At 70.0% G+C, this 21,564-nt stretch carries 22 protein-coding genes and 1 pseudogene; 10 read left to right on the forward strand and 13 right to left on the reverse strand.

Translation table 11 applies throughout. The features are described from left to right. Positions 1-18: 18 nt before the first annotated feature. Complete coding sequence (locus ACSFA5_RS20780) at positions 19-885, reverse strand: dioxygenase family protein (protein ID WP_435445922.1); 867 nt, start codon at positions 883-885, stop codon at positions 19-21. Positions 886-1,015: 130 nt separating this feature from the next. On the opposite strand from ACSFA5_RS20780, the gene ACSFA5_RS20785 reads away from it, so the two are divergent. Next, positions 1,016-2,092, forward strand: coding sequence for a LacI family DNA-binding transcriptional regulator (locus ACSFA5_RS20785; RefSeq protein WP_435445923.1), 1,077 nt, complete (start codon positions 1,016-1,018; stop codon positions 2,090-2,092). A gap of 24 nt (positions 2,093-2,116) precedes the next feature. On the opposite strand, the gene ACSFA5_RS20790 is transcribed toward ACSFA5_RS20785, so the two are convergent. The 3 genes from ACSFA5_RS20790 to ACSFA5_RS20800 are packed head-to-tail and all read right to left on the reverse strand — an operon-like array spanning position 2,117 to position 4,460. After that, a complete protein-coding gene (locus ACSFA5_RS20790) occupies positions 2,117-2,518 on the reverse strand; it encodes a hypothetical protein (RefSeq protein WP_435445924.1) in 402 nt (133 codons plus the stop codon). A 16-nt stretch (positions 2,519-2,534) separates the two neighbouring features. Continuing rightward, a complete protein-coding gene (locus ACSFA5_RS20795; protein ID WP_435445925.1) occupies positions 2,535-4,211 on the reverse strand; it encodes a hypothetical protein in 1,677 nt (558 codons plus the stop codon). A gap of 54 nt (positions 4,212-4,265) precedes the next feature. After that, positions 4,266-4,460, reverse strand: coding sequence for a YjiS-like domain-containing protein (locus ACSFA5_RS20800; protein WP_435445926.1), 195 nt, complete (start codon positions 4,458-4,460; stop codon positions 4,266-4,268). Positions 4,461-4,571: 111 nt separating this feature from the next. On the opposite strand from ACSFA5_RS20800, the gene ACSFA5_RS20805 reads away from it, so the two are divergent. Further along, positions 4,572-5,471 carry a LysR family transcriptional regulator gene (locus tag ACSFA5_RS20805; RefSeq protein ID WP_435445927.1) on the forward strand — a complete coding sequence of 300 codons (900 nt, stop codon included), beginning with the start codon at positions 4,572-4,574 and terminating at the stop codon, positions 5,469-5,471. A gap of 18 nt (positions 5,472-5,489) precedes the next feature. On the opposite strand, the pseudogene ACSFA5_RS20810 reads toward ACSFA5_RS20805, so the two are convergent. From ACSFA5_RS20810 to ACSFA5_RS20825, 4 genes and pseudogenes are all read right to left on the reverse strand, one after another. Next, a pseudogene (locus tag ACSFA5_RS20810) lies at positions 5,490-5,762 on the reverse strand (AAA family ATPase); the annotation flags it as partial. Then, complete coding sequence (locus ACSFA5_RS20815) at positions 5,759-6,796, reverse strand: aliphatic amidase (protein WP_435445928.1); 1,038 nt, start codon at positions 6,794-6,796, stop codon at positions 5,759-5,761. The pseudogene ACSFA5_RS20810 and the gene ACSFA5_RS20815, both read right to left, overlap by 4 nt. Positions 6,797-6,970: 174 nt before the next feature. After that, positions 6,971-7,471 carry a hypothetical protein gene (locus tag ACSFA5_RS20820; RefSeq protein ID WP_435445929.1) on the reverse strand — a complete coding sequence of 167 codons (501 nt, stop codon included), beginning with the start codon at positions 7,469-7,471 and terminating at the stop codon, positions 6,971-6,973. Further along, positions 7,468-8,415 carry a LysR family transcriptional regulator gene (locus ACSFA5_RS20825; protein ID WP_435445930.1) on the reverse strand — a complete coding sequence of 316 codons (948 nt, stop codon included), beginning with the start codon at positions 8,413-8,415 and terminating at the stop codon, positions 7,468-7,470. The genes ACSFA5_RS20820 and ACSFA5_RS20825 overlap by 4 nt, the downstream gene beginning before the upstream one ends. A gap of 95 nt (positions 8,416-8,510) precedes the next feature. Here ACSFA5_RS20825 and ACSFA5_RS20830 point away from each other — a divergent pair, with 95 nt between their 5' ends. Beyond that, positions 8,511-9,506 (forward strand): NAD-dependent epimerase/dehydratase family protein, encoded by a 996-nt coding sequence (locus ACSFA5_RS20830; RefSeq protein ID WP_435445931.1) that lies wholly within the window; start codon positions 8,511-8,513, stop codon positions 9,504-9,506. Here ACSFA5_RS20830 and ACSFA5_RS20835 read toward each other — a convergent pair whose 3' ends face one another. The 3 genes from ACSFA5_RS20835 to ACSFA5_RS20845 form a co-directional block, all read right to left on the reverse strand. Beyond that, the gene (locus ACSFA5_RS20835; RefSeq protein ID WP_435445932.1) at positions 9,507-10,463 is read right to left on the reverse strand and encodes a glutaminase; all 957 of its coding nucleotides are present in this window, start codon (positions 10,461-10,463) and stop codon (positions 9,507-9,509) included. After that, positions 10,460-11,368: a DMT family transporter gene (locus ACSFA5_RS20840; RefSeq protein WP_435445933.1), complete on the reverse strand. Its 909-nt coding sequence runs from the start codon at positions 11,366-11,368 to the stop codon at positions 10,460-10,462. Before ACSFA5_RS20840 ends, ACSFA5_RS20835 begins: the two co-directional genes overlap by 4 nt. An 88-nt stretch (positions 11,369-11,456) precedes the next feature. Next, entirely contained in the window at positions 11,457-12,410 is a 954-nt protein-coding gene (locus ACSFA5_RS20845) for a LysR family transcriptional regulator (protein ID WP_435445934.1), read from the reverse strand. A gap of 86 nt (positions 12,411-12,496) precedes the next feature. Between ACSFA5_RS20845 and ACSFA5_RS20850 the strand changes: the two genes are divergently transcribed. Genes ACSFA5_RS20850 through ACSFA5_RS20865 form a run of 4 tightly spaced genes read left to right on the forward strand, consistent with a single transcriptional unit; the run spans position 12,497 to position 16,192 of the window. Then, on the forward strand, positions 12,497-13,627 hold the full coding sequence (locus tag ACSFA5_RS20850) for an aryl-sulfate sulfotransferase (RefSeq protein WP_435445935.1): 1,131 nt from the start codon (positions 12,497-12,499) through the stop codon (positions 13,625-13,627). Further along, positions 13,624-14,598: an ABC transporter substrate-binding protein gene (locus tag ACSFA5_RS20855; RefSeq protein ID WP_435445936.1), complete on the forward strand. Its 975-nt coding sequence runs from the start codon at positions 13,624-13,626 to the stop codon at positions 14,596-14,598. The genes ACSFA5_RS20850 and ACSFA5_RS20855 overlap by 4 nt, the downstream gene beginning before the upstream one ends. Continuing rightward, the gene (locus ACSFA5_RS20860; RefSeq protein ID WP_435445937.1) at positions 14,595-15,368 is read left to right on the forward strand and encodes an ABC transporter ATP-binding protein; all 774 of its coding nucleotides are present in this window, start codon (positions 14,595-14,597) and stop codon (positions 15,366-15,368) included. The genes ACSFA5_RS20855 and ACSFA5_RS20860 overlap by 4 nt, the downstream gene beginning before the upstream one ends. Positions 15,369-15,379: 11 nt before the next feature. Then, complete coding sequence (locus ACSFA5_RS20865) at positions 15,380-16,192, forward strand: ABC transporter permease (RefSeq protein WP_435445938.1); 813 nt, start codon at positions 15,380-15,382, stop codon at positions 16,190-16,192. Positions 16,193-16,348: 156 nt separating this feature from the next. Here the strand turns inward: ACSFA5_RS20865 and ACSFA5_RS20870 are convergent, their stop codons facing one another. Both ACSFA5_RS20870 and ACSFA5_RS20875 read right to left on the reverse strand, forming a co-directional pair. Continuing rightward, a complete protein-coding gene (locus ACSFA5_RS20870; protein ID WP_435445939.1) occupies positions 16,349-16,858 on the reverse strand; it encodes a flavin reductase family protein in 510 nt (169 codons plus the stop codon). 92 nt (positions 16,859-16,950) lie between these two features. Next, complete coding sequence (locus tag ACSFA5_RS20875; protein ID WP_435445940.1) at positions 16,951-18,180, reverse strand: nucleoside recognition domain-containing protein; 1,230 nt, start codon at positions 18,178-18,180, stop codon at positions 16,951-16,953. 70 nt (positions 18,181-18,250) lie between these two features. Here ACSFA5_RS20875 and ACSFA5_RS20880 point away from each other — a divergent pair, with 70 nt between their 5' ends. The 3 genes from ACSFA5_RS20880 (at position 18,251) to ACSFA5_RS20890 (ending at position 21,558) form a co-directional block, all read left to right on the forward strand. After that, positions 18,251-19,834 (forward strand): phospholipase D family protein, encoded by a 1,584-nt coding sequence (locus tag ACSFA5_RS20880; RefSeq protein WP_435445941.1) that lies wholly within the window; start codon positions 18,251-18,253, stop codon positions 19,832-19,834. Between the two features lie 103 nt (positions 19,835-19,937). After that, positions 19,938-21,104 carry an ABC transporter substrate-binding protein gene (locus ACSFA5_RS20885; protein ID WP_435445942.1) on the forward strand — a complete coding sequence of 389 codons (1,167 nt, stop codon included), beginning with the start codon at positions 19,938-19,940 and terminating at the stop codon, positions 21,102-21,104. A 76-nt stretch (positions 21,105-21,180) separates the two neighbouring features. Further along, positions 21,181-21,558: a hypothetical protein gene (locus ACSFA5_RS20890; RefSeq protein ID WP_435445943.1), complete on the forward strand. Its 378-nt coding sequence runs from the start codon at positions 21,181-21,183 to the stop codon at positions 21,556-21,558. Positions 21,559-21,564 lie beyond the last annotated feature (6 nt).

Consider the following 21,564-nt stretch of genomic DNA (forward strand, 5'->3'; position numbering starts at 1 on the left):
CGGAGTGGGTTCATGGGTTCAGGGGATGGGAGGCCGGGGAAACTTCATCTCGCCCGGTTCGAGTTCAAAGTCGTGGTGCATCGACGCGCTCTTGCCGTCGGGCGCCAGTGCGAAGCGCCCGATCAGCCGGCGCGTCACGCCGAAGGTCGGGTCGCTCTCCAGGTTCTCGTCGTCGTCGGCGAACACCTGGGTGATCAGCACCTTGTGCCCCGGCTTGCTCACCATGAAGTGCAGGTGCGCGGGGCGGTTCGGGTGACGCAGTTGCGCGCGCAGCAGCACGCCGCACGGCCCGTCGGTCGGCACCGGGTAGCCTGCCGGGCGCACGCTGCGGAAATGAAAGCGGCCCTCGGCATCGGTGCCGAAGCGCCCGCGCAGGTTCATGTCTTCCTGCGCCGGGTCCTGGTTCTCGTAGAGGCCGACGGGCGAGGCCTGCCACACGTCGACCGTGGCACCGGCCACCGGCCGGCCCGCGGCGTCGCGCACCGTGCCCGTCACCTCCAGCGGAATGCCCGGCGTGCCCGAGCGCGCGATGTTGTCGCCCAGCGCGCAGGCCGGTGCGTTCGCGCGCCAGAAGGGCCCCAGCAGCGCGGCCGGCGACTCGCCGTGCGGGTCCTGGTTGTTCTGCAGCGCCACCACGGTCGACACGCCCAGGATGTCCGCCGCCAGCACCACCTCGTTCTTGGTCTCGCCCGTGGCGTGGCCGATGGCGACGATGAATTCGAGCGCCTGCTCGAACTCTTCTTCGGTGAGCTTCACCTCCTGCACGAAGGCATGCAGGTGGCGCGTGAGTGCGTCCATCACGGTGCGCAGCCGCGGGTCGGGCGTGCGTTGCATGGCGTCGAGCGTGAAGCCGAGCACCGAGTCGGGGGAGGTGGCGATATTCATGGCAGGTCTTTGCAATCGTTTGCACGATGGTAATGGAAATCGGCGAAAAGTAAAATGCGGGCATTCCGCAAGCCATGAATGATGGAAAGGCGGTCGAAGCCACCCGTTCGCACGACAATCGTTTGCACCAATGAGCACCAAGCCGCCGCCTTTGCCTTCGCCGCCTTCCCCGGTCACCATCCGCGACGTCGCCCGCGCCGCCGGCGTGCACGTGTCGACCGTCTCGCGCGCGCTCAGTCCCGAGAAGCGCTCATTGATCAGCGACGAGGTGCTGCGCGTGGTGGAAGAGGCCGCCCAGCGCCTGGGCTACCGGCCCAACCGCGCGGCCTCGGCGCTGCGCACGGGGCGCACCCACACCATCGGCGTGCTGGTGCCCGACATCACCAACGCGGTGTTCCCGCCCATCCTGCAGGGCATCGAGGCCAGCGCGGCGGCGCGCGGCTATTTCGTGTTCGTCGCCAACGTGGTCGATCCGGCGCTCGCCCGGCCGGTGCTCGAACGCATGCTGGCGCAGCGGGTGGACGGCGTGGTCATGGCCACCGCCACGCGCGACGACCCGCTGGTCGACTTCGTCACGAAGGCCGGCATGACGGCCGTGCTGGTCAACCGCGCCGACGAAACCGGGCGGCTGCCCGCCGTGGTCAGCGACGACCGCCTGGCGATGAAGCTCGCGGTCGATCACCTCGTCGGCCTGGGCCACAAGCGCATCGCGCACCTGGCCGGCCCGCAGAACATTCCCACGGGCGTGGGCCGCAGGCTGGGCGTGGAGCAGGCCTTGCGCGACCACCGCCTGAAGCCGTTGCGCGTGGTCGAGTGCGCCAGCTACAGCCGCGAGGCCGGCGCGGCCGCGATGCGCCAGATGCTGGAAGCCGGCGCGCCGCCCCAGGCGGTGGTGTGCTGCAACGACCTGGTGGCGCTGGGCGCCTACGACGCACTGCGCGCCGCGGGGCTGCGCGTGCCGCAGGACATGTCGGTCACCGGGCACAACGACATGCCGCTGGTCGACATGGTCGACCCGCCGCTCACCACCATCCGCCTGCCGCACCGCGAGCTCGGCTGGCGCGCGGCGGAGATGCTGTTCGAGGAGATCGACGGGCGCTCGATGTCGGCCTCTACCGTGGTGCTGCGGCCCGAGCTGGTGGTGCGCAAGTCGACCGCCGCGCCGCGTGCGCCTCGTGCCCCGGATGCGCCGGGTGGGGCGCGCTGACCGGCGCCACGCTTCGACATCGGCTCACCACCAGCGGGCGATGTCGTCGCTCAGGCCCGCCAGCAGCAGCGCCACGGCGACCAGCGCGACGATGAGCCTGGTGCGCCGCGACAGCCCCTCCTTCGGCGCGAAGGCTTCGGCGCGACCGCTGAAATGCACGCCGCAGTGGGGGCAGCGCAGCGCGTAGCCGAACACGGGCTGCTTGCAACGCACGCAGGGCACTTCGCCGGGGCCCATGCCGGGCTGCGCCGGGGTGTCGGTGGCAGCATCCGCGTCGCGCGATGCCTGCGCCGCGGCGCGTTCCTGCTGCAGCTTTTTCAGCCGCGCGCGGCGTTCGCGGTGCGCGGCCAGGTCGATGGGATCGCTGGCGCCGCTGTGGCTGCTGTGGCCGCTTGGGCCGTCGTGTCCGTTGTGGTCTTTGGGCATGGGATGAACCAGGTCTCTAGCGCGCGCGGGGCGCGGTCTTCTTTCGTGCGGCCGGCCGGCGCGGCGGTTTCGCTTCGAGCACCAGCTCGGCCGGCAGCGTGTCGTTCCACGATTCCGTGAAGTAGGCGCGGTCGCTGGCCACCAGCGCGGGCAGGGCCTCGCGCAGCAACGCCAGCGACGCTTCGGCCGCCTTCAGGTCGCCCGCGTGCGCCGCGTACCAGGCGTGCTCGAACAGCAGGCTGCAGTGCTGCAGGCCGGGGTAGCGGCGCCGGCCGGCCTGGTGATCGGCCAGCCGCGCCTGCGCCACCAGCACCCAGCGCGCGGGCCAGTTCGTCGCGTCGAAGGCGTCGGCCAGCGGACCCGCGAGCCTGGAGACAGCGGCCGGGTCCAGCGGCTTCTGCGCGCGGAACTGCGCGAGCGTGGGCTGCGCGCCGGCTTCCTCGGGCTTGCAATGGCCGCGCGCGATGCGCATCAGGTAGATCGCGTTCCATGCCGAGCGGCCCTGGCCGTCGGCGTGGCCGCAGAGCCATTCGCTGAAGGCGATCCATTGCACGGCGCGACGCGTGGTGTCGGCGTGGCCGTCGTGCGCCAGCGCCGGCAGGTCGGACAGGCCCACGCGGTCGAACAGCCATGCGGCCATGCCCATGTTGGCGGCCACGTGCTGGGCCGCGTCGAAGGAGTGCGACTCGAACGCCGCCGCCAGCGCCTCGCCGAAGCGGCGCAGCGACTCTTCGGCCAGCGCTGCGGCGGCAGGCTTGTCGTCGGCCGCGAGCCCCAGCGCGCGCGAGCGGCACACCAGCGCCCACAGGTTGCACCACTCGAAGCGCACGTCGGGATGGTGCCGCAGCACCAGCCCGCGTGCCGCGTCCTCGGCCATGCCGGCCAGCAGCGACTGCGCCAGCGGCAGGTCGCGCGCGGTGTAGGCGCACCACGCCGAGACGATGCACTCCATCGCGCCCAGGTAGTCGTTGCCCGCCACGTGGTGCGCGAGCCGCTGCTTCTTCAGCGCCTGCAGCCGGCGCCGCGCCTGCTCGTTGTCGCCCAGGCGGCGCCACAGCATGGCCTCGTTCAGCGTGACCAGCGCGCGCTGGAAGTCGCTGGCGGCCAGGGTGCCGGCCAGGCGTATCGATTCGAGGGCGCTGCCGCCGGCATCCCCGCCCGCCACCGGCGCCATCAGCCGGCCTTGCCGGGCGGCCTGCTGCGAGGCGACCAGCTGCTTCCAGAACGCCGCGTCCTGCAGGTGCACGGCGTCGGGCGGCGGCGAGCCGGCGGCCTGGGCCTTGCGCGAACGCAGGCCGAGAAACGACGCCACCTCGGCGTGCGTGGCCGCGCGGCCATCGACCAGCACGCGCAGGCGCCTGGCTTCAGCGGCGGGCAGCCAGAACGGGCCCTGGCTGCGCCGCTCGGCGTTCAGGAAGCGCGGCTCGCGCTGCGTGTCCTCGCCCCAGCCGACCTCGAGCTGCCAGGCCTTGAAGTCGCGAAACGCCCGGCTCACCACCATGCGCAGCGTGCTGGCGTCGGACACCTCGCCGCGCAGGTCGGCCAGCCGCACCACGCTGTCGGCGGTGTCGTGCGCGTGCCGCATGCGCACCAGCAGCCAGAGCGATTGAAAGGCCGCGCGCCGGCCGTCGACCGACTGCGGCGAAGTGAGTTCGATGGAAAGAACGGCGGGGGTGGGAGCGGGCTTGGGCACGCCCTGAATTGAACCTCAAAACGGGCGCGATGCCCGAACGAAGCCGCGCGGTGCTCAGTACCGGTGGCGGTCCAGCAACGCGGGCACCTCGCTGCGCCCGATGCCCAGGTCGCGCAGCTCGTGCTCGCTCATGCCGCCCAGGTGCCGCTGGTCGGCGCGCGCACGGCGGCGGTTCACCACGCGGCGGCGCCAGCCCCGCAGGGCATGGATCAGGCGTTGATGAAAAGACGGTGGCTTCGGCGCTGTCACGGCGGGCTCCTTGGTTGGGAGCGCTCATCTTCTTGCGCCGGCTGTTATTGTGGAAGTTGAGAATACTGACATCACCGATCAGACTTCCTGATACTCAACCGAAGCAACGCCATGCGACAGCTCAACCTCGACCAACTGCGCACCCTCATCGCCATTGCCGACCTCGGCACCTTCTCGGCCGCGGCCAGGGCGCTGCACCTGGCGCAGCCGACGGTGAGCCTGCACATCAGCGAGCTGGAGTCGCGCCTGGGCACGCCGCTGGTGCTGCGCGGCGGCCGCGCCGTCGTGCCCACCGCGGCCGGCGTGGCGTTGGTGGAGCGCGGACGAAAGCTGCTGCGCGACACCGACGACGCCATCGAGGCCGTCAAGCGCCAGACCGAAGGGCGCGTGGGCCGTGTGCGGCTGGGCACATCGACCGGCGTGCTGGTCGACCTGCTGCCGCAGGTGCTCGAAGCGCTGGGCGAGGCGCACGCGGGCATCGACGTCGAGGTGAGCATCCGCGGCTCCTACGAGGCCATGGAGCGGCTGGCGGCGGGCACGCTCGACATCGGCCTGGTGGCGGTGCCCCAGCCGCCGGTGCGCGGCATCGTCGTCTCGCCCTGGTGCGAGCAGCCCATGATGGCCTTCGTGCCCCAGCGCTGGAAGGCCCCGAAGCGGGTCACGCCGGCCTGGCTGGCGGCACAGCCGCTGATCTTCAACGAGGCGACCACGCACATGTACCGCCTCACCATGGAGTGGTTCGCAGCGGCGGGCTTCGCGCCGCGCGCGCGCATCGAGCTCAACTACGACGCGGCCATCCGCAGCCTGGTGGCGGCCGGCTACGGCGCCGCGCTGCTGCCGCTGCAGCAGAGCACCGACATGCTGGACAACGACCGCATGCGCGTGTTGCCGGTGAGCCCCAGGCTCACGCGGCGCGTGGGCATTGCGCACCGCCAGCACGCGCTGCTCGACGGCGCCACGCTGAGCGTGCTCAAGGTGCTGAAGACCTTCAGCCAAGCCGGCCAGGCTTGAGCATGCCGAGCCGCGTCAGGCGGTGCCGTTTGCATCGAGCAGGTAGCGCCCGACGAGGTCGGACGCCGTCATGTCCTCGTTGCAGGCCAGCGTAACCAGCGGCCGCCCGAGCGACCACGCCAAGCGCGCCACGAAGCGCGTCTTGCCGCAGCCGGTCGGGCCCTTCAGGATCAGCGGCATGCGGTGGCGATACGCCTGGCGGTACGGCGCCATCTCGTTGCCGGCGGGCCGGTAGAAGGGCTCGGTCTCGATGCGGCAGGCGGCCAGCGGATCGGGCACGGCCGCGTTCATCGGTGCCGGGCCGGCGTGTTCGGAATGCCTTCGATCGGGCACTCGGGCGTGCCCACCGTGGTGCGCGTGAACGACTCCACCCGCTCTCGCGTGCCCTCGGGGTCGTTGACCCACTGCGTGTAGAAGTTGAACGGGCAGGCCGCAACGCCCTTGTCGCCGTCGCCCGAGTGGATGGTGCCGGTGTAGCCGCGGTGCACCAGCTTGAACAGGTGGTTCTGCGACTGGCCGTTCTTGCGCGCGTCGCGGATCAGGCCCATCGAGAGCTCGGCGTAGTTGATGCCCATTTCTTCCTCGCCGCATTCGCCGAGCGTGCGGCCGTCGAAGCCGATCAGCGCCGAGTGGCCGAAGTACGAGTACACGCCGTCGAAGCCCGCCGCGTTGGCCACCGCCACGTAGGTGTTGTTCATGAAGGCCATGGCCTTGGACACCAGAATCTGCTGCTCCTTGGCGGGGTACATGTAGCCCTGGCAGCGCACGATGAGTTCGGCGCCGCGCATGGCGCAGTCGCGCCAGATCTCGGGGTAGTTGCCGTCGTCGCAAATGATCAGGCTGATCTTCATGCCCTTGGGGCCGTCGCTCACGTAGGTGCAGTCGCCCGGGTACCAGCCCTCGATGGGCACCCACGGCATGATCTTTCGGTATTTCTGGACGATCTCGCCCTGGTTGTTCATGAGGATCAGCGTGTTGTAGGGCGCCTTGTTCGGATGCTCCTCGTGGCGCTCGCCGGTCAGCGAGAACACGCCCCACACGTTGGCGCGGCGGCAGGCGTCCGCGAAGATGGCGGTTTCCTCGCCGGGCACGGTGGCCGCGGTGTCGTACATCTCCCTGGCGTCGTACATGATCCCGTGCGTGGAGTATTCCGGGAACACCACCAGGTCCATGCCCGGCAGTCCGCGCTTCATGCCGACCAGCATCTCCGCGATCTTGCGGGCGTTGTCCAGCACCTCGGCCTTGGTGTGCAGGCGCGGCATCTTGTAGTTGACGACCGCGACGCCCACGCAATCGTTGCTGCTCGAAATATCACCATGTCGCATGACGCTGCTCCTGAAGGATGGTCGAGAAAAACAAAAAGGCCCGAGAGCCGGTGCCTGACCGGTTCGGGCCTGTCTGCGGGGCAACGGGTTCGTGTCGTCGAAGCCGATTGTTCTCAACGCAGCGCGGGCTGCCCATACGTCATTTCGCTGATTGCAGGGCGGTCCACGGACCGCTCAGCGCGGTCGTGCGTAGTCGGACTCGATCCAGGCGCCGGCGCTCGACGGGGTCAGCTTGAACGCGGGCGACACGTTCACGCTGGCCAGCTCCGAATCGTCGGCGTCGTCGAAGGCGGTGAGCGTGGCCGAGGGGTTGTCCTCGTCGGGCACGATGGCCAGGGTCACGCGAATGCGCCGGTCGTTGCGCGCGGTGACGGTCACGCTGCGGTTGAGCGTGGCGTGCAGCTGCTGCTCGTGGCGGCGGATGACCTCGGCGGCGGTCTTCACCAGCGTGGAGAAGGCGGGGCCGTCCAGCGGCTTGGGGTTCTTCTTGTCGCGGCCCATGGTCCAGGGGCCGACCAGGGCGGGCTCGGGGTCGCCCTGGCGGGTCATCTCGACGGCCCAGCCGTCGTCTTCCTCGTTCTTGATGACGCGGGCGGTCCACAGGCCGTCGCGCCAGAGGCGGGGTTCCTGCAGGGGAAGGGTGTCGGGGTCTGTGGTGTCGGTCGGTTCGGTCATGGGGGTGCCTGTGTTCTTGCGCGGGCTATTTTCCCCTGCGCGGCGGGCGCTTTCGCCGCGTCCACGTACTGTTGCAGGCCTTCGGCCAGCGCGTCGAAGGCGGCGCGGCAGCGCGGGCTGTGACGCAGGTCCTCGTGCATGGTGACCCAGGTGTCCAGCGCCATCGAGAAGGCGCGCGGCATCAGGCGCACCAGCGCGTCGCCGCGCCGCGCCAGGCCCACCTGGCACACGCCGATGCCCGCGCCCGCGCGGATCAGCGCGAGCTGGGCCAGGTCGCTGTCGCTGCGCAGCGAGAACAGCTCGCGGCTGTAGCCCTTGAGCGACTTGCCCGCGCTGCGCACGAAGGCGGAGGGCTGGTCGTGGCCGATGACCGTGTGCCCGGCGAGCGCCTCGAGCGTGCGCGGCGTGCCGTGGCGATCGAGGTAGTCCTGGCGCGCGTGAAAACCCAGCTCGATGTTGCCGATGCGCCGCGCCACCAACTGCTCCTGCTTCGGGCGCACCATGCGCACGGCAATGTCGGCTTCGCGCCGCAGCAGATCCTGCACGCGGTTGGTCGACACCAGCTCGACCTTCAGCGCGGGGTGCGCCTCGCGCAGCCGCGCGACGATGGGCGGCAGCACCTCCACGCCGATCACCTCGCTGGCCGAGATGCGCACCACGCCGCGCACGCCTTCGCCCTGGCTGCTGGCCGCGCGCTGCAGCGACGCGGCGGTGCTTTCCATGGCCTCGGCGTGCGTGCGCAGCGCCAGCGCCACCTCGGTGGGCAGCAGGCCGACCTGCGAGCGTGTGAACAGCACCACGCCCAGCGCCGCCTCGAGGGCGGCCACGTGGCGCCCGGCCGTGGGTTGGGTGATGCCCAGCGCGCGCGCCGCGCCCGAGAGCGAGCCCTCGCGCAGCACGCTGAGAAAGGAGCGGTACAGCTCCCAGCCGATGTCGTTGATCATGCAGAAATGTATAGCTGCTGGCTCATGTTCGGCAATTCCAATGCAACGCCATCGCTTCCAGAATTCACCCATCGACAACCCTTCTGGAGCATTTCATGGCAAGCAACGACACGGTTCTGGTTCTGGGCGCAACGGGCGGCATCGGCGGCGAGGTGGCCCGCCAGCTGCGCGACGCGGGCTGGCAGGTGCGCGCGCTCAAGCGCGGCGCCAAAGAGGAAAGCCGGGACGGCATCACCTGGCTGGCCGGCGACGCGATGGACGCGCAGGCCGTGCTGCAGGCCGCGAAGGGCTGCGCGGTGATCGTGCATGCGGTCAACCCGCCGGGCTACCGCGGCTGGGCCCAGCTGGTGCTGCCGATGCTGGACAACACCATCGCCGCCGCGAAGGCCGAAGGCGCGACCATCGTGCTGCCGGGCACGGTCTACAACTTCGGGCCCGACGCCTTCCCGCTGCTGGCCGAAGATTCGCCGCAGCGCCCGGTCACCCGCAAGGGCGCGATCCGCGTCGAGATGGAAAAGCGCCTGGAAGACGCGAGCCGCCAGGGCGCCCGCGTGCTGATCGTGCGCGCCGGCGACTTCTTCGGTCCGAAGGCCGGCAACAACTGGTTCTCGCAGGGGCTGGTGAAGGCGGGGCTGCCGGTCAAGGCCGTGAGCTACCCCGGCCGCGCCGGCACCGGCCACCAGTGGTCGTACCTGCCGGACGTGGCGCGCACCATGGTCGAGCTGCTGGCGCGGCGCGACCGGCTCGAGCCCTTTGCGCGCTTCCACATGGCCGGGCATTGGGACGCGGACGGCACGCGCATGAGCGGCGCCATCCGCAAGGTGGTGGCCCATCACACGGGTGGCACGGCCGCCGGGGTGCGCGTGTCGGCCTTCCCGTGGTGGCTGCTGACGCTGGCCTCGCCCTTCGTCGCCACCTTCCGCGAGATGCGCGAAATGCGCTACCTGTGGGAAACGCCCGTGGGCATGGACAACGCGAAGCTGGTGGCGTTCCTGGGGCGCGAGCCGCACACGCCGCTCGAAGAGGCGGTGGAGGCCGCGCTCGGCGGCATGGGCTGCCTCCCCGTGGCACCTGCGGCAGCGGCGGCCTGATCAGAAGACCGAGAGCCCGGTGCGCGCCACGAACATCTCCAGCGCCTTCATGCCCAGCAGCGAATTGCCGGTGGCGTCGAGGGCGGGCGACCACACGCACAGCGTGAGCTTGTCGGGCACCACCGCCACGATGCCGCCCCCCACGCCGCTCTTGCAGGGCAGGCCGATGGAAAAGGCCACGTCGCCGGCCGCGTCGTAGGTGCCGCAAGTGAGCATCAGCGCGTTGATGCGGCGCGTTTGCCGCTCGCCCGTGATCTCGGGCTCGCCGTCGATCGGGTGCGCGCCGTCGCGGCTCAGGAAGGCCGCGGCGCGCGCCAGCTGGCGGCAGCTCATGCGCAGCGCGCACTGGTGGAAGTAGGTGTCGAGCACGGTGGCGACGTCGTTGTCGATCTTGCCGAAGCTCTTCATGAAGTTGGCCAGCGCGATGTTGCGAAAGCCCGTGTCGGCCTCGGACTGCGCCACCTCGTCGTCGAAGGCGATGGGCTCGCCGCACAGGCCGGCCATGAGCGCGAGGATGTCGTCCTTCGCGTTGCCACCCGCGGCCTTCGCCTGGCTCACCAGACGGTCGGCCACCGCGATGGCGCCGGCATTGATGAAGGGGTTGCGCGGCTTGCCCTGTTCGTTCTCCAGCTGCACCAGCGAGTTGAACGGGTTGCCCGAGGGTTCGCGCCCGATGCGCTCCCACAGCGCGTCGCCCATGCGCTGCATGGCCAGCGTGAGCGTGAAGAGCTTGGACACGCTCTGGATGGAAAACGGCGTCTCGAAGTCGCCCGCGCCGGCTTCCTCGCCCTCGCAGGTGCGCAGCGCAATGCCGAACTGGCGGGCATCGACGCGTGCCAGCGCCGGGATGTAGCTGGCGACCTTGCCGCCGTGTTCGCCCTGGCCGCACTGGTCGATCTGCGGGCGCAGGGTGGCGACGATCTCGTCGAGCACCGGCTGGAATTTCATGGGCTTCATGCCGTGCGTTGTACCGCGGGCCGGCGGTTCACCAGCACGATGCCCAGCGCCACGCCGGCGAGCGCCACGATCAGTTGCGCCGTGAGCGGCTCCTTCAGCAGCACCACGCCGCACACCAGCGCGAACAGCGGCGTGAGGAAGGTGAAGGACGACATCTGCGTGGCCGGGTAGTGCCGCAGCAGCCACATCCAGGCCAGGTAGCTGGCGAAGGCGCCGACCACCATCTGCAGGCCGATGGAGCCCCAGGCCCAGGCCGAATACGCGAAGCCCCACGGCTCGCCCAGCGCCAGCGACAGCACCGGGCACACCGCGGCCGTCACCGCCACCTGATAGAACAGCGTTTTCTCTGCGCTGGCCGTGGCCAGCCGCGTGGTGCGCAGCGTGAGCGTGGTCAGGCCCCACAGCATGCCGGCCGCCAGGCCCATGGCGTCGCCGATCAGCTGCGACGAGCTCATGTGGTCGAAGCCCTCGCTGAAGGCCAGCACCACGCCCGAGAAGGCGATGAACAGGCCCAGCCACTGGAAGCCCCGCAGCCGTTCGGCCGGCACCCAGCGCGGCAGCAGCAGCGACACCCAGAAGGGCGCCGTGTAAAGAAACACCGTGAGCCGAGACGCGCTGGTGTGCTGCAGCCCGAGATAGATGCCGGCGAACTCGCCCGAGAACAGCAGGCCGGCCAGCAGCCCCGGCCACAGCGTGCCGTCGCGCTCGAACAGCCGCACGCCGCGCGACACGCACCACAGCCACAGCAGCGCGGTGGCACCCACCATGCGGATGGAGGCCTGCCACATCGGCGGCACCTCGGCCACGGTGGTCTTGATGAGGATCTGCTGCAGGCCCCAGAAGGCGCAGCAGGCAATGAGCAGGCCGATGGCGAGGCTGTCGAGGTGGGTCTTGCGCTGGATCATTGGCTGTGTCTCGTGAGGGTGCCGTGCGGGCAAGTGCCGCCGGAATTCATCCGATGATCGTATCTCGTCGGCGTGTTCTTCGGGCGCGTTACTGCGCGAAGGCGTCCAGCGCGGGCAGCGGCGCCTGCCGCTCGAAGCGCTTCTCGATGGCCAGCAGCGCGGCCTCCAGGAACTGCAGGAACATGCCCATGGCCACCGCCGTGGTCTGGCCCGCGCGCTGATAGAGGCAGCTGAACGAGCGCGCGCCCGCGTCGGCCAGCCCGGTCCACACCAGCGTGCCGCGCTCCACGTCCTCGGCCACGTTCTCCGGAATCAGAAAGCCGATGCCCGTGCCGCCGGCCACCAGCCGTCGCACCATGGCCACCGAGCTGGTCTCCACCAGCGGGCGCACCTTGCGGTGCTCGCGGTGGTCGATCTGGTCGACCATGGCGCGCAGCTCGGTGTCGGGCGTCATCAGGATCAGCGGGTGCTCCAGGCAGTCGCGCAGCCGCGGCAGCTTGCCGAGCGCGGCCAGCGGGTGGCCGGGCGGCGTGACCAGGCCCAGGTGCTGCGGGAATGCGCGGATTTCCTCCACGCCGGGCGGGGGCTTGCGGCGCAGGCAGAAGCCGATGTCCGACTCGCCGTTGGCCACCCACCTCAGGATGTTCTCGCCGCTGCCCGAGCGCACGCTGTAGGTCACGCCGGGGTAGTTCTTCATGGCCGCCTCGATCACCTCGGGCACCAGCTGCTCGGCCGACGAGTGCGACACCGCCAGGTTGATGTGCCCGCGCCTGAGCGACCGCAGGTCTTCCACCTGGGCCATGGCGTTGTCGAAGTCGCGCTGCCCGCGCCGCACGGCCGCCACCATGATCTCGCCCGCGGTGGTCAGCTGCATGCCGCGCGGCAGCCGGTCGAACAGCGGCGTGCCCACCTGTTCCTCGAGGTTGAGCACCTGCTGGTGCACCGCCGCTGCCGTGAGGTGCAAGGTCTCGGCCGCCTTGCGCACCGAGCCGCGCCGGGCCACTTCGTCGAAACACCGAAAAGTCTGGGAGATGGGGCGCATGGTGTCGCGGAGTGTATGGATTTTCCATACGCGCCGTACAAAACAAACAGATTTTCCTGACGGGCGATGCGGCCTAGATTCGCTCCATGACCCAGACCACCACCGTCGACCAGATCACCCAGCGCCGCCGCGGCGTTGGCCTGATCGCCCACGACCCGGCGCTCAGCGCCGGCGGCTACACCCTGATCGCTCCGCAAACGGCCGACGGCAACGTCTACCTGATCGACATCGAGGGCCGCATTGCGCACCAGTGGAAGATGCCGGTGCGCCCGGGCCGCGCGGCCGTGATCCTGCCCAATGGCAACCTCGGCTACAACGGCAACCACGCCGGCACGCCCGAGATCTACGCGGCCTGGTCGCTGTGGCACGGCGGCGATTTCTACGAGGCCACGCCCGCCGGTGACATCGTCTGGCGCTTCCAGGACCCGACCCACCACCACGACGCCCGCTGGCTGGCCAACGGCCACCTGCTGTACGCCGGCTGCGCGCCGGTGCCGGCCGCCTTTGCCGAGCGCGTGCCGGGCGGCACGGCCCACGGCCCCGACGAGACGATGTACGGCGACGTGGTCCGCGAGGTCGACCGCGACGGCAGGCTGGTGTGGGAATGGAAGGCCTGGGAGCACCTGGCGCCGGAAGACTTTCCCATCCACCCCGGCTTCGGCCGCACCCACTGGCCGCTGGTGAACGGGCTGGACGTGACGCGCGAGGGCCTGGTGCTGATGAGCCTGCGCACCACCTCGGGCATCGTCGGCGTCGACAAGGCCACCGGCGCCGTGAAGCTGCACATTCCGCCCGGCGTGCTGTCGCACCAGCACGCGCCCGTGGCGCTGGAGAACGGCCACATTCTTGCTTTCGACAACGGCAACTTCCGCACCGGCAAGCATGTGGCGTTCTCCCGCGTTCTCGAAATCGACCCGGCCTCCCACGAGGTCGTGTGGCAGTACGCGGACGAACTGGTCAACGCGTTCTACACGGCCTACATGGGCAGCGCGCAGCGCCTGCCCAACGGCAACACGCATGTCACCGAGTCGGCCACGGGCCGCCTGTTCGAGGTCACGCCGGCCGGCGAGGTGGTGTGGGAGTACGTGATTCCGTGGTTCGCCGAATACCCCGACGAGGCCGCGCGCAAGTACGTGCCCGGCCGGCAGAACAGCGTGTTCCAGACCTTCCGCTACACGGCGGCGCAACTTCCCTGGCTCAAGGTTTCCGCACCATGATTTCTTACGCCCTTCGATTGGCGGCACCCCTGGCGCTGGCCGCATGGCTGCCGCTGTCCGCGCTGGCGGCCGACGCGCCCAAGCCGGTGCAGCCCGTGCGCATCCTGAGCAACTGGTTCGCCCAGCCCGACCAGGCCGGCTACTGGCAGGCCCAGCAGGACAAGCTCGGCAAGGAGGCCGGCATCGAGATCAGCGTGCTGCAGGGCGGCCCGAAGATCCAGACCATTCCGCAGGTGGCCTCGGGCCAGGCCGAGTTCGGCATCGGCAACGCCGACGACGTGCTGCTGGCCCGCCTGCGCGGTGCGCCGGTGCGCGCGGTGTTCGCGCACCTGGACTACGTGCCCTACACGCTGGTCTACCACGCCGACCCCGCCGTGAAGTCCATCGCCGACCTGCAGGGCCGCACCTTCGCCGTGAACCTCGGCAACGCCTACTGGGAGTGGACGAAGAAGCAATACAAGCTAACGGGCACGCGCGAGATCCCGGTGAGCGGCGACCTGAGCCTGTTCCGCAACGACCCGAAGATGGTGCAGCAGGGCTACTCGCTGTTCCTGCCCGCGCGCATGGCCGCGGCCGGCGTGCAGGTGCAGCAGGTCACGCTGGCCTCGCTGGGCTACCGGCCGTACGACGTGCTCTTCACCACCGACGAGCTGATCCGCAAGAATCCCGCGCTGGTGAAGGCCACCCTTGCGGCGGTGCAGAAGGGCTGGGCCAGCTACGTGCGCAACCCGCAGGGGCTGAAGCCGTTGATCACCGGCATGAACAAGCAGATGACGCCCGAGATCTACGACGCGGCGAACAAGGAAATGATCGAGACGCTGATCTCGCACGACCTCGGGCGCATCGGCTGCATGACGGACGCGCGCTGGAGCGAACTGGCGGGCCAGCTGCGCAGCGTGAACTTCCTGCCGGCCGGCTTCGACGCGAAGCAGGGCTACGACCGCACGCTGGTGCCGGGCTGCAACCCATGAGCACCCCGGGCGCCGCCATCGGCCTGGAGGGTGTCTCGAAGCGCTTCGGCAAGGGCAAGGGCGAGGGCCTGCAGGCGCTGGACGCGGTCGACTTCGCGCTGCGCCCGGGCGAGTTCGTCTCCATCGTCGGGCCCTCGGGCTGCGGCAAGTCGACGTTGCTGCGCATCATGGCGGGGCTCGTCGCGCCGAGCACCGGGCGCTGCACGCGGCCCGAGGGCATCGCAACCGCCTTCGTGTTCCAGGAGGCGGCGCTGCTGCCCTGGCGCACCGTGGAGCGCAACGCGCAGCTGCTGATGGAGCTCGAAGGCCACGCGCCGGCGAGCTGCAAGGCACGCGCCGCCGAGGCACTGAAGCTGGTGGGGCTCGCGGGCTTCGAGAGCTCGTATCCGCACGAGCTCTCGGGTGGCATGCGCATGCGGCTGTCGCTGGCGCGCGCACTGGCGCTGCGGCCCGGGCTGCTGCTGCTGGACGAGCCGCTGGCGGCGGTGGACGAGCTCACGCGCGACGTGCTGCAGGAAGAGCTGTCGTCGCTGTGGCGGCAGGCCGGCTTCACCGGCGTGCTGGTGACGCACAACGTGCACGAGGCGGTGTACCTGTCGAACCGGGTGGTGGTGATGTCGCCGCGGCCGGGGCGCATCCTGGACGTGATCGACGTGCCTTTCGGCTTTCCGCGCGCGCCCGAGCTGCGGGCCAGCGCCGGTTTCGCGGCGCTCACCGGCCAGGTGACGGCGGTGCTGCGCGCGCAGCACCACGCGCCGGCCTCGGCCTGAGGGAGCGAGCCATGGCAACGACCCGATCTGTCTCGTCTTCGGCCGTGGCCCTTGCGCGCAACGCCGGCCCCGTGCTGGTGGTGGCGTTGCTGGGCATCGGCTTCTGGTGGCTGCTGAGCGCCACCGTCTACCAGGGCAAGGGCTACCTGCTGCCGTCGCCGCAGGAAGTGGCCGCCGCCGCCGCGGAGAACGCCGGCGTGCTCGTGGGCGCCACGCTCTCGACGCTGAAGGAGGCGCTGCTGGGCTACGCCCTGGCCATCGTGCTCGGCATCGCGGGCGCGGCCGTGATGGCGCAGTCGCGGCTGCTGGAGCGCAGCCTGTACCCGTACGCGGTGCTGCTGCAGACCGTGCCGGTGGTGGCGGTGGCGCCGCTGATCGTGCTCTGGTTCGGCTACAACGAGCTGTCGGTGGTGATCGTGAGCTTCATCATGTCGCTGTTCCCGATCGTCAACAACACCATGCTCGGCCTGCGCTCGACCTCGCGCAACCTGGCGGAGCTGTTCGCGCTGCACCGCGCGAGCGGGCTGGTGTCGTTCTGGAAGCTGCGGCTGCCCGGCGCGCTGCCGCACATCTTCGCGGGGCTGCGCATTTCCGCGGGGCTGTCGGTCATCGGCGCCATCGTGGGCGAATTCATCATCGGCTCGGGCAATGCCGAAGGCGGGCTGGGTGTGCAGATCGTGTTCGCGCAGGGGCGCATGTACACCGCGCTGCTGTTCGCCGAGGTCATCGCGGCGACGCTGCTGGGCTTTCTGTTCTTCCTGGCGGTGAGCGCGATCGGGCGGCTGCTGCTGCGGCACTGGCACGAGTCGGCGCTGGAGGGCTGAGTGGCGACACGCCTTGTGTCGCGGCCACCGGGCAGGGCGGCTTGCCCCGTGTGCCGACCGTCAGGTCGGGCACGGCCTTGAGCGGCCCCGGGGCCTCCTGCGCCATGACGGTCTGCGCAAGAAGCAGCAGCACGGGCATGCGCGCAGGGTGTTTCACTACAAGGGGTGTTCCGTGTAGAAGCGCCCGCCGTGGAACAGCAGCGGCGAGGCGCCGGCATCGTGGCTGCAGCGCTCCACCTCGCCCACGAAGATCACGTGGTCGCCTTCGTCGTAGCGGCTGCGGTTGAAGCACTCGAAGCTGGCCGCGCAGCCCGCCAGCACCGGCGCGCCGCCCAGGCCTTCGGTGAAAGCCACGTCGGCCCAGCGGTCGATGTTCTTGGTGGCGAAGCGCTCGGCCAGCGCCTTCTGGTTGGCCGCCAAAATGTTGACGGTGTAGTGCGAGCCGGTGCTCAGCGCGGGCATGGAACCGGCCGCGCGGGCCAGGCTCCACAGCACCAGCGGGGGGGCGAGCGACACCGAATTGAAGGAGTTGGCCGTGAGGCCGACCAGCGTGCCGTCGGCCGCGCGCGCGGTGACGATGGTCACGCCGGTGGCGAACATGCCGAGCGCATCGCGAAACTCGTCGGGCGAAAAGGAGGGCGGCTGGGCCCGTCGGGAAGTGGTCACTGAAAGGGGCAGCAAGTGCTTGAAGGGCAGAGGCGCATTTTGGCTCAGTGCAGCACAGGGTGCTCGGGTGGGCTCTTCGACTGTGACGAGTCCTATCCAAAGAACCAGTAGCAGACGGCGATGGCTGCCACGACCCCCGCCACCTCGGCCAGCAACGCACAAGCCACGGAATGCCGCGCACGCTGGATGCCCACAGCCCCGAAATACACCGCCAGCACATAGAACGTGGTCTCCGTGCTGCCCTGGATGGTGGCCGCCACCAGCGCGGGGAAGCTGTCCACGCCCTGGGTCTTCATGGTCTCGATCAGCATCGCGCGAGCCGCGCTGCCCGAGAACGGCTTGACCAGCGCGGTGGGCATGGCGTCGACGAAGCGCGCGTCGAAGCCGCCCGCCGTCACCAGCCAACGCAGGCCGCCCAGCACGAAGTCGAGCGCACCCGAGGCGCGCAGCACGCCGACAGCGCACAGCATGGCCACCAGGTACGGCAGCAGGTTCTTCGCGATGTCGAAGCCTTCCTTCGCGCCTTCGATGAAGCATTCGTAGACCTTGATGCGCCGGATGGCCCCGGCCAGCAGGAACACCAGGATCACGCCGAACAGCGCGAGGTTGCCCAGCAGCGACGACAGCGACGCGATGGCTGCGGCCGACAGCGTGCCCAGCAGCGCCATGAACCCGCCCAGCACCAGCGCGCCCGGCACCAGGTAGGCCAGCACCACCGGGTCCCACAGCCGCAGGCGCTGCACCACCGCCACCGACAGCAGCCCGACCAGCGTCGAGGCGCTGGTGGCCAGCAAGATGGGCAGGAACACCATCGTCGGGTCGCTCGCGCCCTGCTGCGCGCGGTACATGAAGATGGTGACGGGCAGCAACGTCAGTGACGAGGCGTTGAGCACCAGGAACAAGATCTGCGCGTTGGTGGCCGTCACCGGGTCGGGGTTGAGCCGCTGCAGCTCGCGCATCGCCTTCAGGCCGATGGGCGTGGCGGCGTTGTCCAGCCCCAGCGCATTGGCCGCGAAATTCATGGTGATGAGCCCGAGCGCCGGGTGCCCCGCCGGCACGCCCGGCATCAGGCGGCTGAAAAGCGGCCCCAGCAGCCGCGCGAGCCAGCCGACCAGGCCCGCGGCCTCGGCGATGCGCAGGAAGCCCAGCCACAGCGTGAGCGTGCCGAACAGCAGCACCATCACCTCGACCGCCAGCCGCGCCATGGTGAACAGGCTTTCGACGATGGCCGCGAACACCGTCGGGTCGCCCCCGACGAGCCAGCGGCCCAGCGCGGCCAGCGCCGCCATTGCGAAGAAACCCAGCCACAAGCCGTTGAGCACGCTTCTTTTCCTTTTTGCTGCGCGATCATAGGCCGCGCATGGCGTGCCGCCGCGAGCTACAGTTCGGCCCATGCGCGCCACCACCTTTCGCCGATTCGCCGCCCTGGCGCTGGGGTCTGCCGCCGTGTGGCTGGCAGGTTGCGCGGGCCTGCCGCCACCGCCGCCGGAAGCGCCGCCCACGCTGGCCTTCACCGATGTCGCGCAGACCGAGCTGGCCCAGCTCGCCGCCAAGGACGCACCCGGCGGCTCGGCGCTGCTCTCGGGCTTTCGCCTGCTGCCCGAGGCGGCCTTCGCGTTCGATGCGCGCATCTCGCTGGCACGGCACGCCGAGAAGTCGCTCGACGTGCAGTACTACCTGATCCAGAACGACGACGTCGGCCTGCTGTTCCTGAAGGAGCTGCGCGAGGCCGCCGCGCGCGGCGTGCGCGTGCGCCTGCTGGTGGACGATCTCTACACCGGCGGCGAGGACGAGCTGTTCAGCGCGCTCTCGGCGTTCCCCAATGTGGAGGTTCGGCTGTTCAACCCGCTGCCGTCGCGAGCGAGTTCGCTCTCCACGCGGCTGCTGATGTCGCTGACCGACTTCGGGCGCATCAACCACCGCATGCACAACAAGATGCTGCTGGCGGACAACAGCTTCGCGGTCACCGGCGGGCGCAACATCGCCAACGAGTACTTCATGCGCAGCACGGCGGCGAATTTCATCGACATGGACGTGATCTCCAGCGGCCCGGTCGTGCGCGAGATGTCGGCCGGCTTCGACCGCTACTGGAACAGCCCGCACGTGCGCCCGATCGAGAACATCGCGCCGCTGCGCACCACGCGCGAGGCCGCGCAGCGCCGCTTCGACGAGATCGCGCGCACCGCGGTGCCCGACGTGGCCATGCGCCCGCGCGACATCCTGAACAAGTCGCCCGTGGGCGAACAGCTGCTCACGGGCAGGATCGACCGCTACTGGGCGCCGTTCACCTTCTTCGTGGACGACCCAGAGAAGATCACGCGCAAGCCCGAGCTCGCGTTCCAGGGGAGCGTGACCGAGGGCGCGCTGGGCGTGATCGACTCCGCGCGGCGCGACGTGAAGATCGCCTCGCCCTATTTCATTCCCGGCCCACGCGGCATGGCGCAGATGAAGCGCGGCGTGGCGCAGGGCACGCACATCACCGTGGTCACCAATTCGCTGGGCGCCACCGACGAGCCGCTGGCCTATGCGGGCTACGAGCGCTACCGCGCCGACATGCTGAAGATCGGCGTCAACATCTTCGAGATCGCGCCGGTGCTCAGCGGCCGCTCGGGCCAGTTCGGCGACTTCGGCAAGACCACCAGCCGGCTGCACGCCAAGCTCGCGATCGTGGACGACGAGCGCTTCTTCGTGGGCTCGATGAACCTCGACCACCGCTCGGCAGCGGTCAATACCGAGGTCGGCCTGGTGATCGACAGCCCCGAGCTCGTGCGCGACTACGACAAGCTCATGCGCACCACCGGGCGCGTGAACATCGGCTACCGGCTGCGCCTGGGCCCCGACGGGCGGCGCGTGCAGTGGCTGGAGTACGACGACGCCGGCGGCGACATCGTCCACGAGGACGAGCCCGGCGAGTTTCTCTGGCTGCGCCTGAAGAACTGGCTGCTGCTGCCCATCGTGGGCGAGGAACTGTTGTAACGGCGGGTCGGCGCGCGCCGGTTGTCATCTCCAGAACGGGCAGTTGCGTTACATTTCTAGTAGAAATGTGAACTTTTGTGACCGCATTCCGGAGACTTCGACCATGACCGATTCCCTGCCGCGCGAGCCGATGGCGCCGCTTTCCAACAGCCGCCGCCGTGTGCTGACCGGTCTGGCCGCCACCGCGGCGAGCGCCGCCGCGGGCCTGGGACTGCCGGCATTCGCGCAGAACCGCGCGGTGCGCGTGGGCACCACCTTCGACAACAGCAGCGTGGAGAAGGCCAACGGGCAGGGGCTCTTCCAGGGGTCGAGCGCGTTCTTCGCGGCGCTGAACAAGGCCGGCGGCATCAACGGCACCAAGGTCGAGCTGGTGATGGCCGACGACACCTTCAAGCCCGACGTGGCCAAGGCCAACGCGCTGGCCTTCGAGAAAGACGCCTCCGTGCTCGCGCTGCTGCACCCGCTGGGCACGCGCCAGACGGCCGAGGTGATGGACGCAGTGCCCGGCATGGCCGTGGTCGGCCCCATCACCGGCACCATCTCGCTGCGCAAGAAGGCCTCGCCCAACACCTTCTGGGTGCGCGCCAACTATGACCAGGAGGTCGACAAGCTCGTGAGCACGGCCGCCGTGCTGGGCCAGAGCCGCATCGGCCTCGTGCATTCGGAAGACCCGCTGGGCCAGTCGGTGCTGGCGGCCTTCAAGAACGCGCTGGCCAAGGCCAAGCTGGAGCCGGCGGTCATCGCGACCACGCCCAACACCACCAGCATGGAGGTGGGGCCCGCGGCCGCCGCCATCGCCAAGGCCAAGCCGCAGGTGGTGGTGGTGGGCCTGGCCGGCACCGCGCCGGTGTTCCTGAAGGCGCTGCGCGAGGCGGGCAACAGCAGCTCGGCCTACGGCCTTTCGATCACGGCCAGCGCGCTCGCGGCCATGGGCGACCTGGCCAAGGGGCTGGGCTTCGTGATCGTGGTGCCTTCGCCGTACTCGACCAAGTTCGAGATCGTGCGCCGCTACCAGGCCGACATGCTGGCCAGCGGCGTGAAGGAGTTCTCGCTCACCAGCCTGGAGGGCTACCTGAACGCGGCCGTGCTGGCCGAAGGCATGCGCCGCGCCGGCGGCTCGCTCACGCGCGCGTCGGTGATGTCGGGGCTGGCCAGCATCGAGAACTTCGACGTGGGCGGCGTGAAGATCAACTACGGCCGCACCAACCGCGAAGGCGGGCAGTTCGTGGACGTGGCGGTGATCGGCAGTCGCGGGCAGATGCTGAGCTGAGCCTGCGCTCCCGCGCGTTGCGCGGGAACGGCGCCGCTACAGTGCAAGCCACCTGCATTGCCGGAGCCAAGCGCCCATGGACAACGACTTCCTGCTGCTGAACGGCCTGCTGCTGCTCGGCTTCGTGACCTGCGCGGTGCTGGCCCTGGGCGCTTTTTTTGCTTGGCAGCGGCCCGTTTCGCAGGGGCGCATCGGCCCGTTGGAGGCCGGCCTCGGCTATGCCCTGTGCGTGGCCGCGGTGCCGCCGGCCGTGTGGTGGTGCGCGGGCGCCTGGCTCCAGGGGTTGCCCGGCGACGCCCCGTCGTTCTGGACGCACCTGGCGGACATCGGCGTGACGTTCATCGTCTTCGCGTGCCTGTGGATCTGCTGGGCCGTGGCCTTCGTGCTCGCGTGCCTTGCCGCGTGGCGCTTCACCGTTTGCGCCCGGCGCTGGCGCGAGCGGGCCGGGGCCTGAAACCGG

Origin of the sequence: Variovorax monticola, from assembly GCF_051216855.1 — a bacterium.
In the GTDB taxonomy this organism is placed as follows: Bacteria; Pseudomonadota; Gammaproteobacteria; order Burkholderiales; family Burkholderiaceae_C; genus Variovorax.

What these genes read in the sequence shown, in the direction of transcription:
- ACSFA5_RS20780 (WP_435445922.1), bottom strand. Translation starts at nt 885, where the DNA reads ATGAATATCGCCACCTCCCCCGACTCGGTGCTCGGCTTCACGCTCGAC.
- ACSFA5_RS20785 (WP_435445923.1), top strand. Translation starts at nt 1,016, where the DNA reads ATGAGCACCAAGCCGCCGCCTTTGCCTTCGCCGCCTTCCCCGGTCACC.
- ACSFA5_RS20790 (WP_435445924.1), bottom strand. Translation starts at nt 2,518, where the DNA reads ATGCCCAAAGACCACAACGGACACGACGGCCCAAGCGGCCACAGCAGC.
- ACSFA5_RS20805 (WP_435445927.1), top strand. Translation starts at nt 4,572, where the DNA reads ATGCGACAGCTCAACCTCGACCAACTGCGCACCCTCATCGCCATTGCC.
- ACSFA5_RS20815 (WP_435445928.1), bottom strand. Translation starts at nt 6,796, where the DNA reads ATGCGACATGGTGATATTTCGAGCAGCAACGATTGCGTGGGCGTCGCG.
- ACSFA5_RS20820 (WP_435445929.1), bottom strand. Translation starts at nt 7,471, where the DNA reads ATGACCGAACCGACCGACACCACAGACCCCGACACCCTTCCCCTGCAG.
- ACSFA5_RS20825 (WP_435445930.1), bottom strand. Translation starts at nt 8,415, where the DNA reads ATGATCAACGACATCGGCTGGGAGCTGTACCGCTCCTTTCTCAGCGTG.
- ACSFA5_RS20830 (WP_435445931.1), top strand. Translation starts at nt 8,511, where the DNA reads ATGGCAAGCAACGACACGGTTCTGGTTCTGGGCGCAACGGGCGGCATC.
- ACSFA5_RS20835 (WP_435445932.1), bottom strand. Translation starts at nt 10,463, where the DNA reads ATGAAGCCCATGAAATTCCAGCCGGTGCTCGACGAGATCGTCGCCACC.
- ACSFA5_RS20840 (WP_435445933.1), bottom strand. Translation starts at nt 11,368, where the DNA reads ATGATCCAGCGCAAGACCCACCTCGACAGCCTCGCCATCGGCCTGCTC.
- ACSFA5_RS20845 (WP_435445934.1), bottom strand. Translation starts at nt 12,410, where the DNA reads ATGCGCCCCATCTCCCAGACTTTTCGGTGTTTCGACGAAGTGGCCCGG.
- ACSFA5_RS20850 (WP_435445935.1), top strand. Translation starts at nt 12,497, where the DNA reads ATGACCCAGACCACCACCGTCGACCAGATCACCCAGCGCCGCCGCGGC.
- ACSFA5_RS20855 (WP_435445936.1), top strand. Translation starts at nt 13,624, where the DNA reads ATGATTTCTTACGCCCTTCGATTGGCGGCACCCCTGGCGCTGGCCGCA.
- ACSFA5_RS20860 (WP_435445937.1), top strand. Translation starts at nt 14,595, where the DNA reads ATGAGCACCCCGGGCGCCGCCATCGGCCTGGAGGGTGTCTCGAAGCGC.
- ACSFA5_RS20865 (WP_435445938.1), top strand. Translation starts at nt 15,380, where the DNA reads ATGGCAACGACCCGATCTGTCTCGTCTTCGGCCGTGGCCCTTGCGCGC.
- ACSFA5_RS20880 (WP_435445941.1), top strand. Translation starts at nt 18,251, where the DNA reads ATGCGCGCCACCACCTTTCGCCGATTCGCCGCCCTGGCGCTGGGGTCT.
- ACSFA5_RS20885 (WP_435445942.1), top strand. Translation starts at nt 19,938, where the DNA reads ATGACCGATTCCCTGCCGCGCGAGCCGATGGCGCCGCTTTCCAACAGC.
- ACSFA5_RS20890 (WP_435445943.1), top strand. Translation starts at nt 21,181, where the DNA reads ATGGACAACGACTTCCTGCTGCTGAACGGCCTGCTGCTGCTCGGCTTC.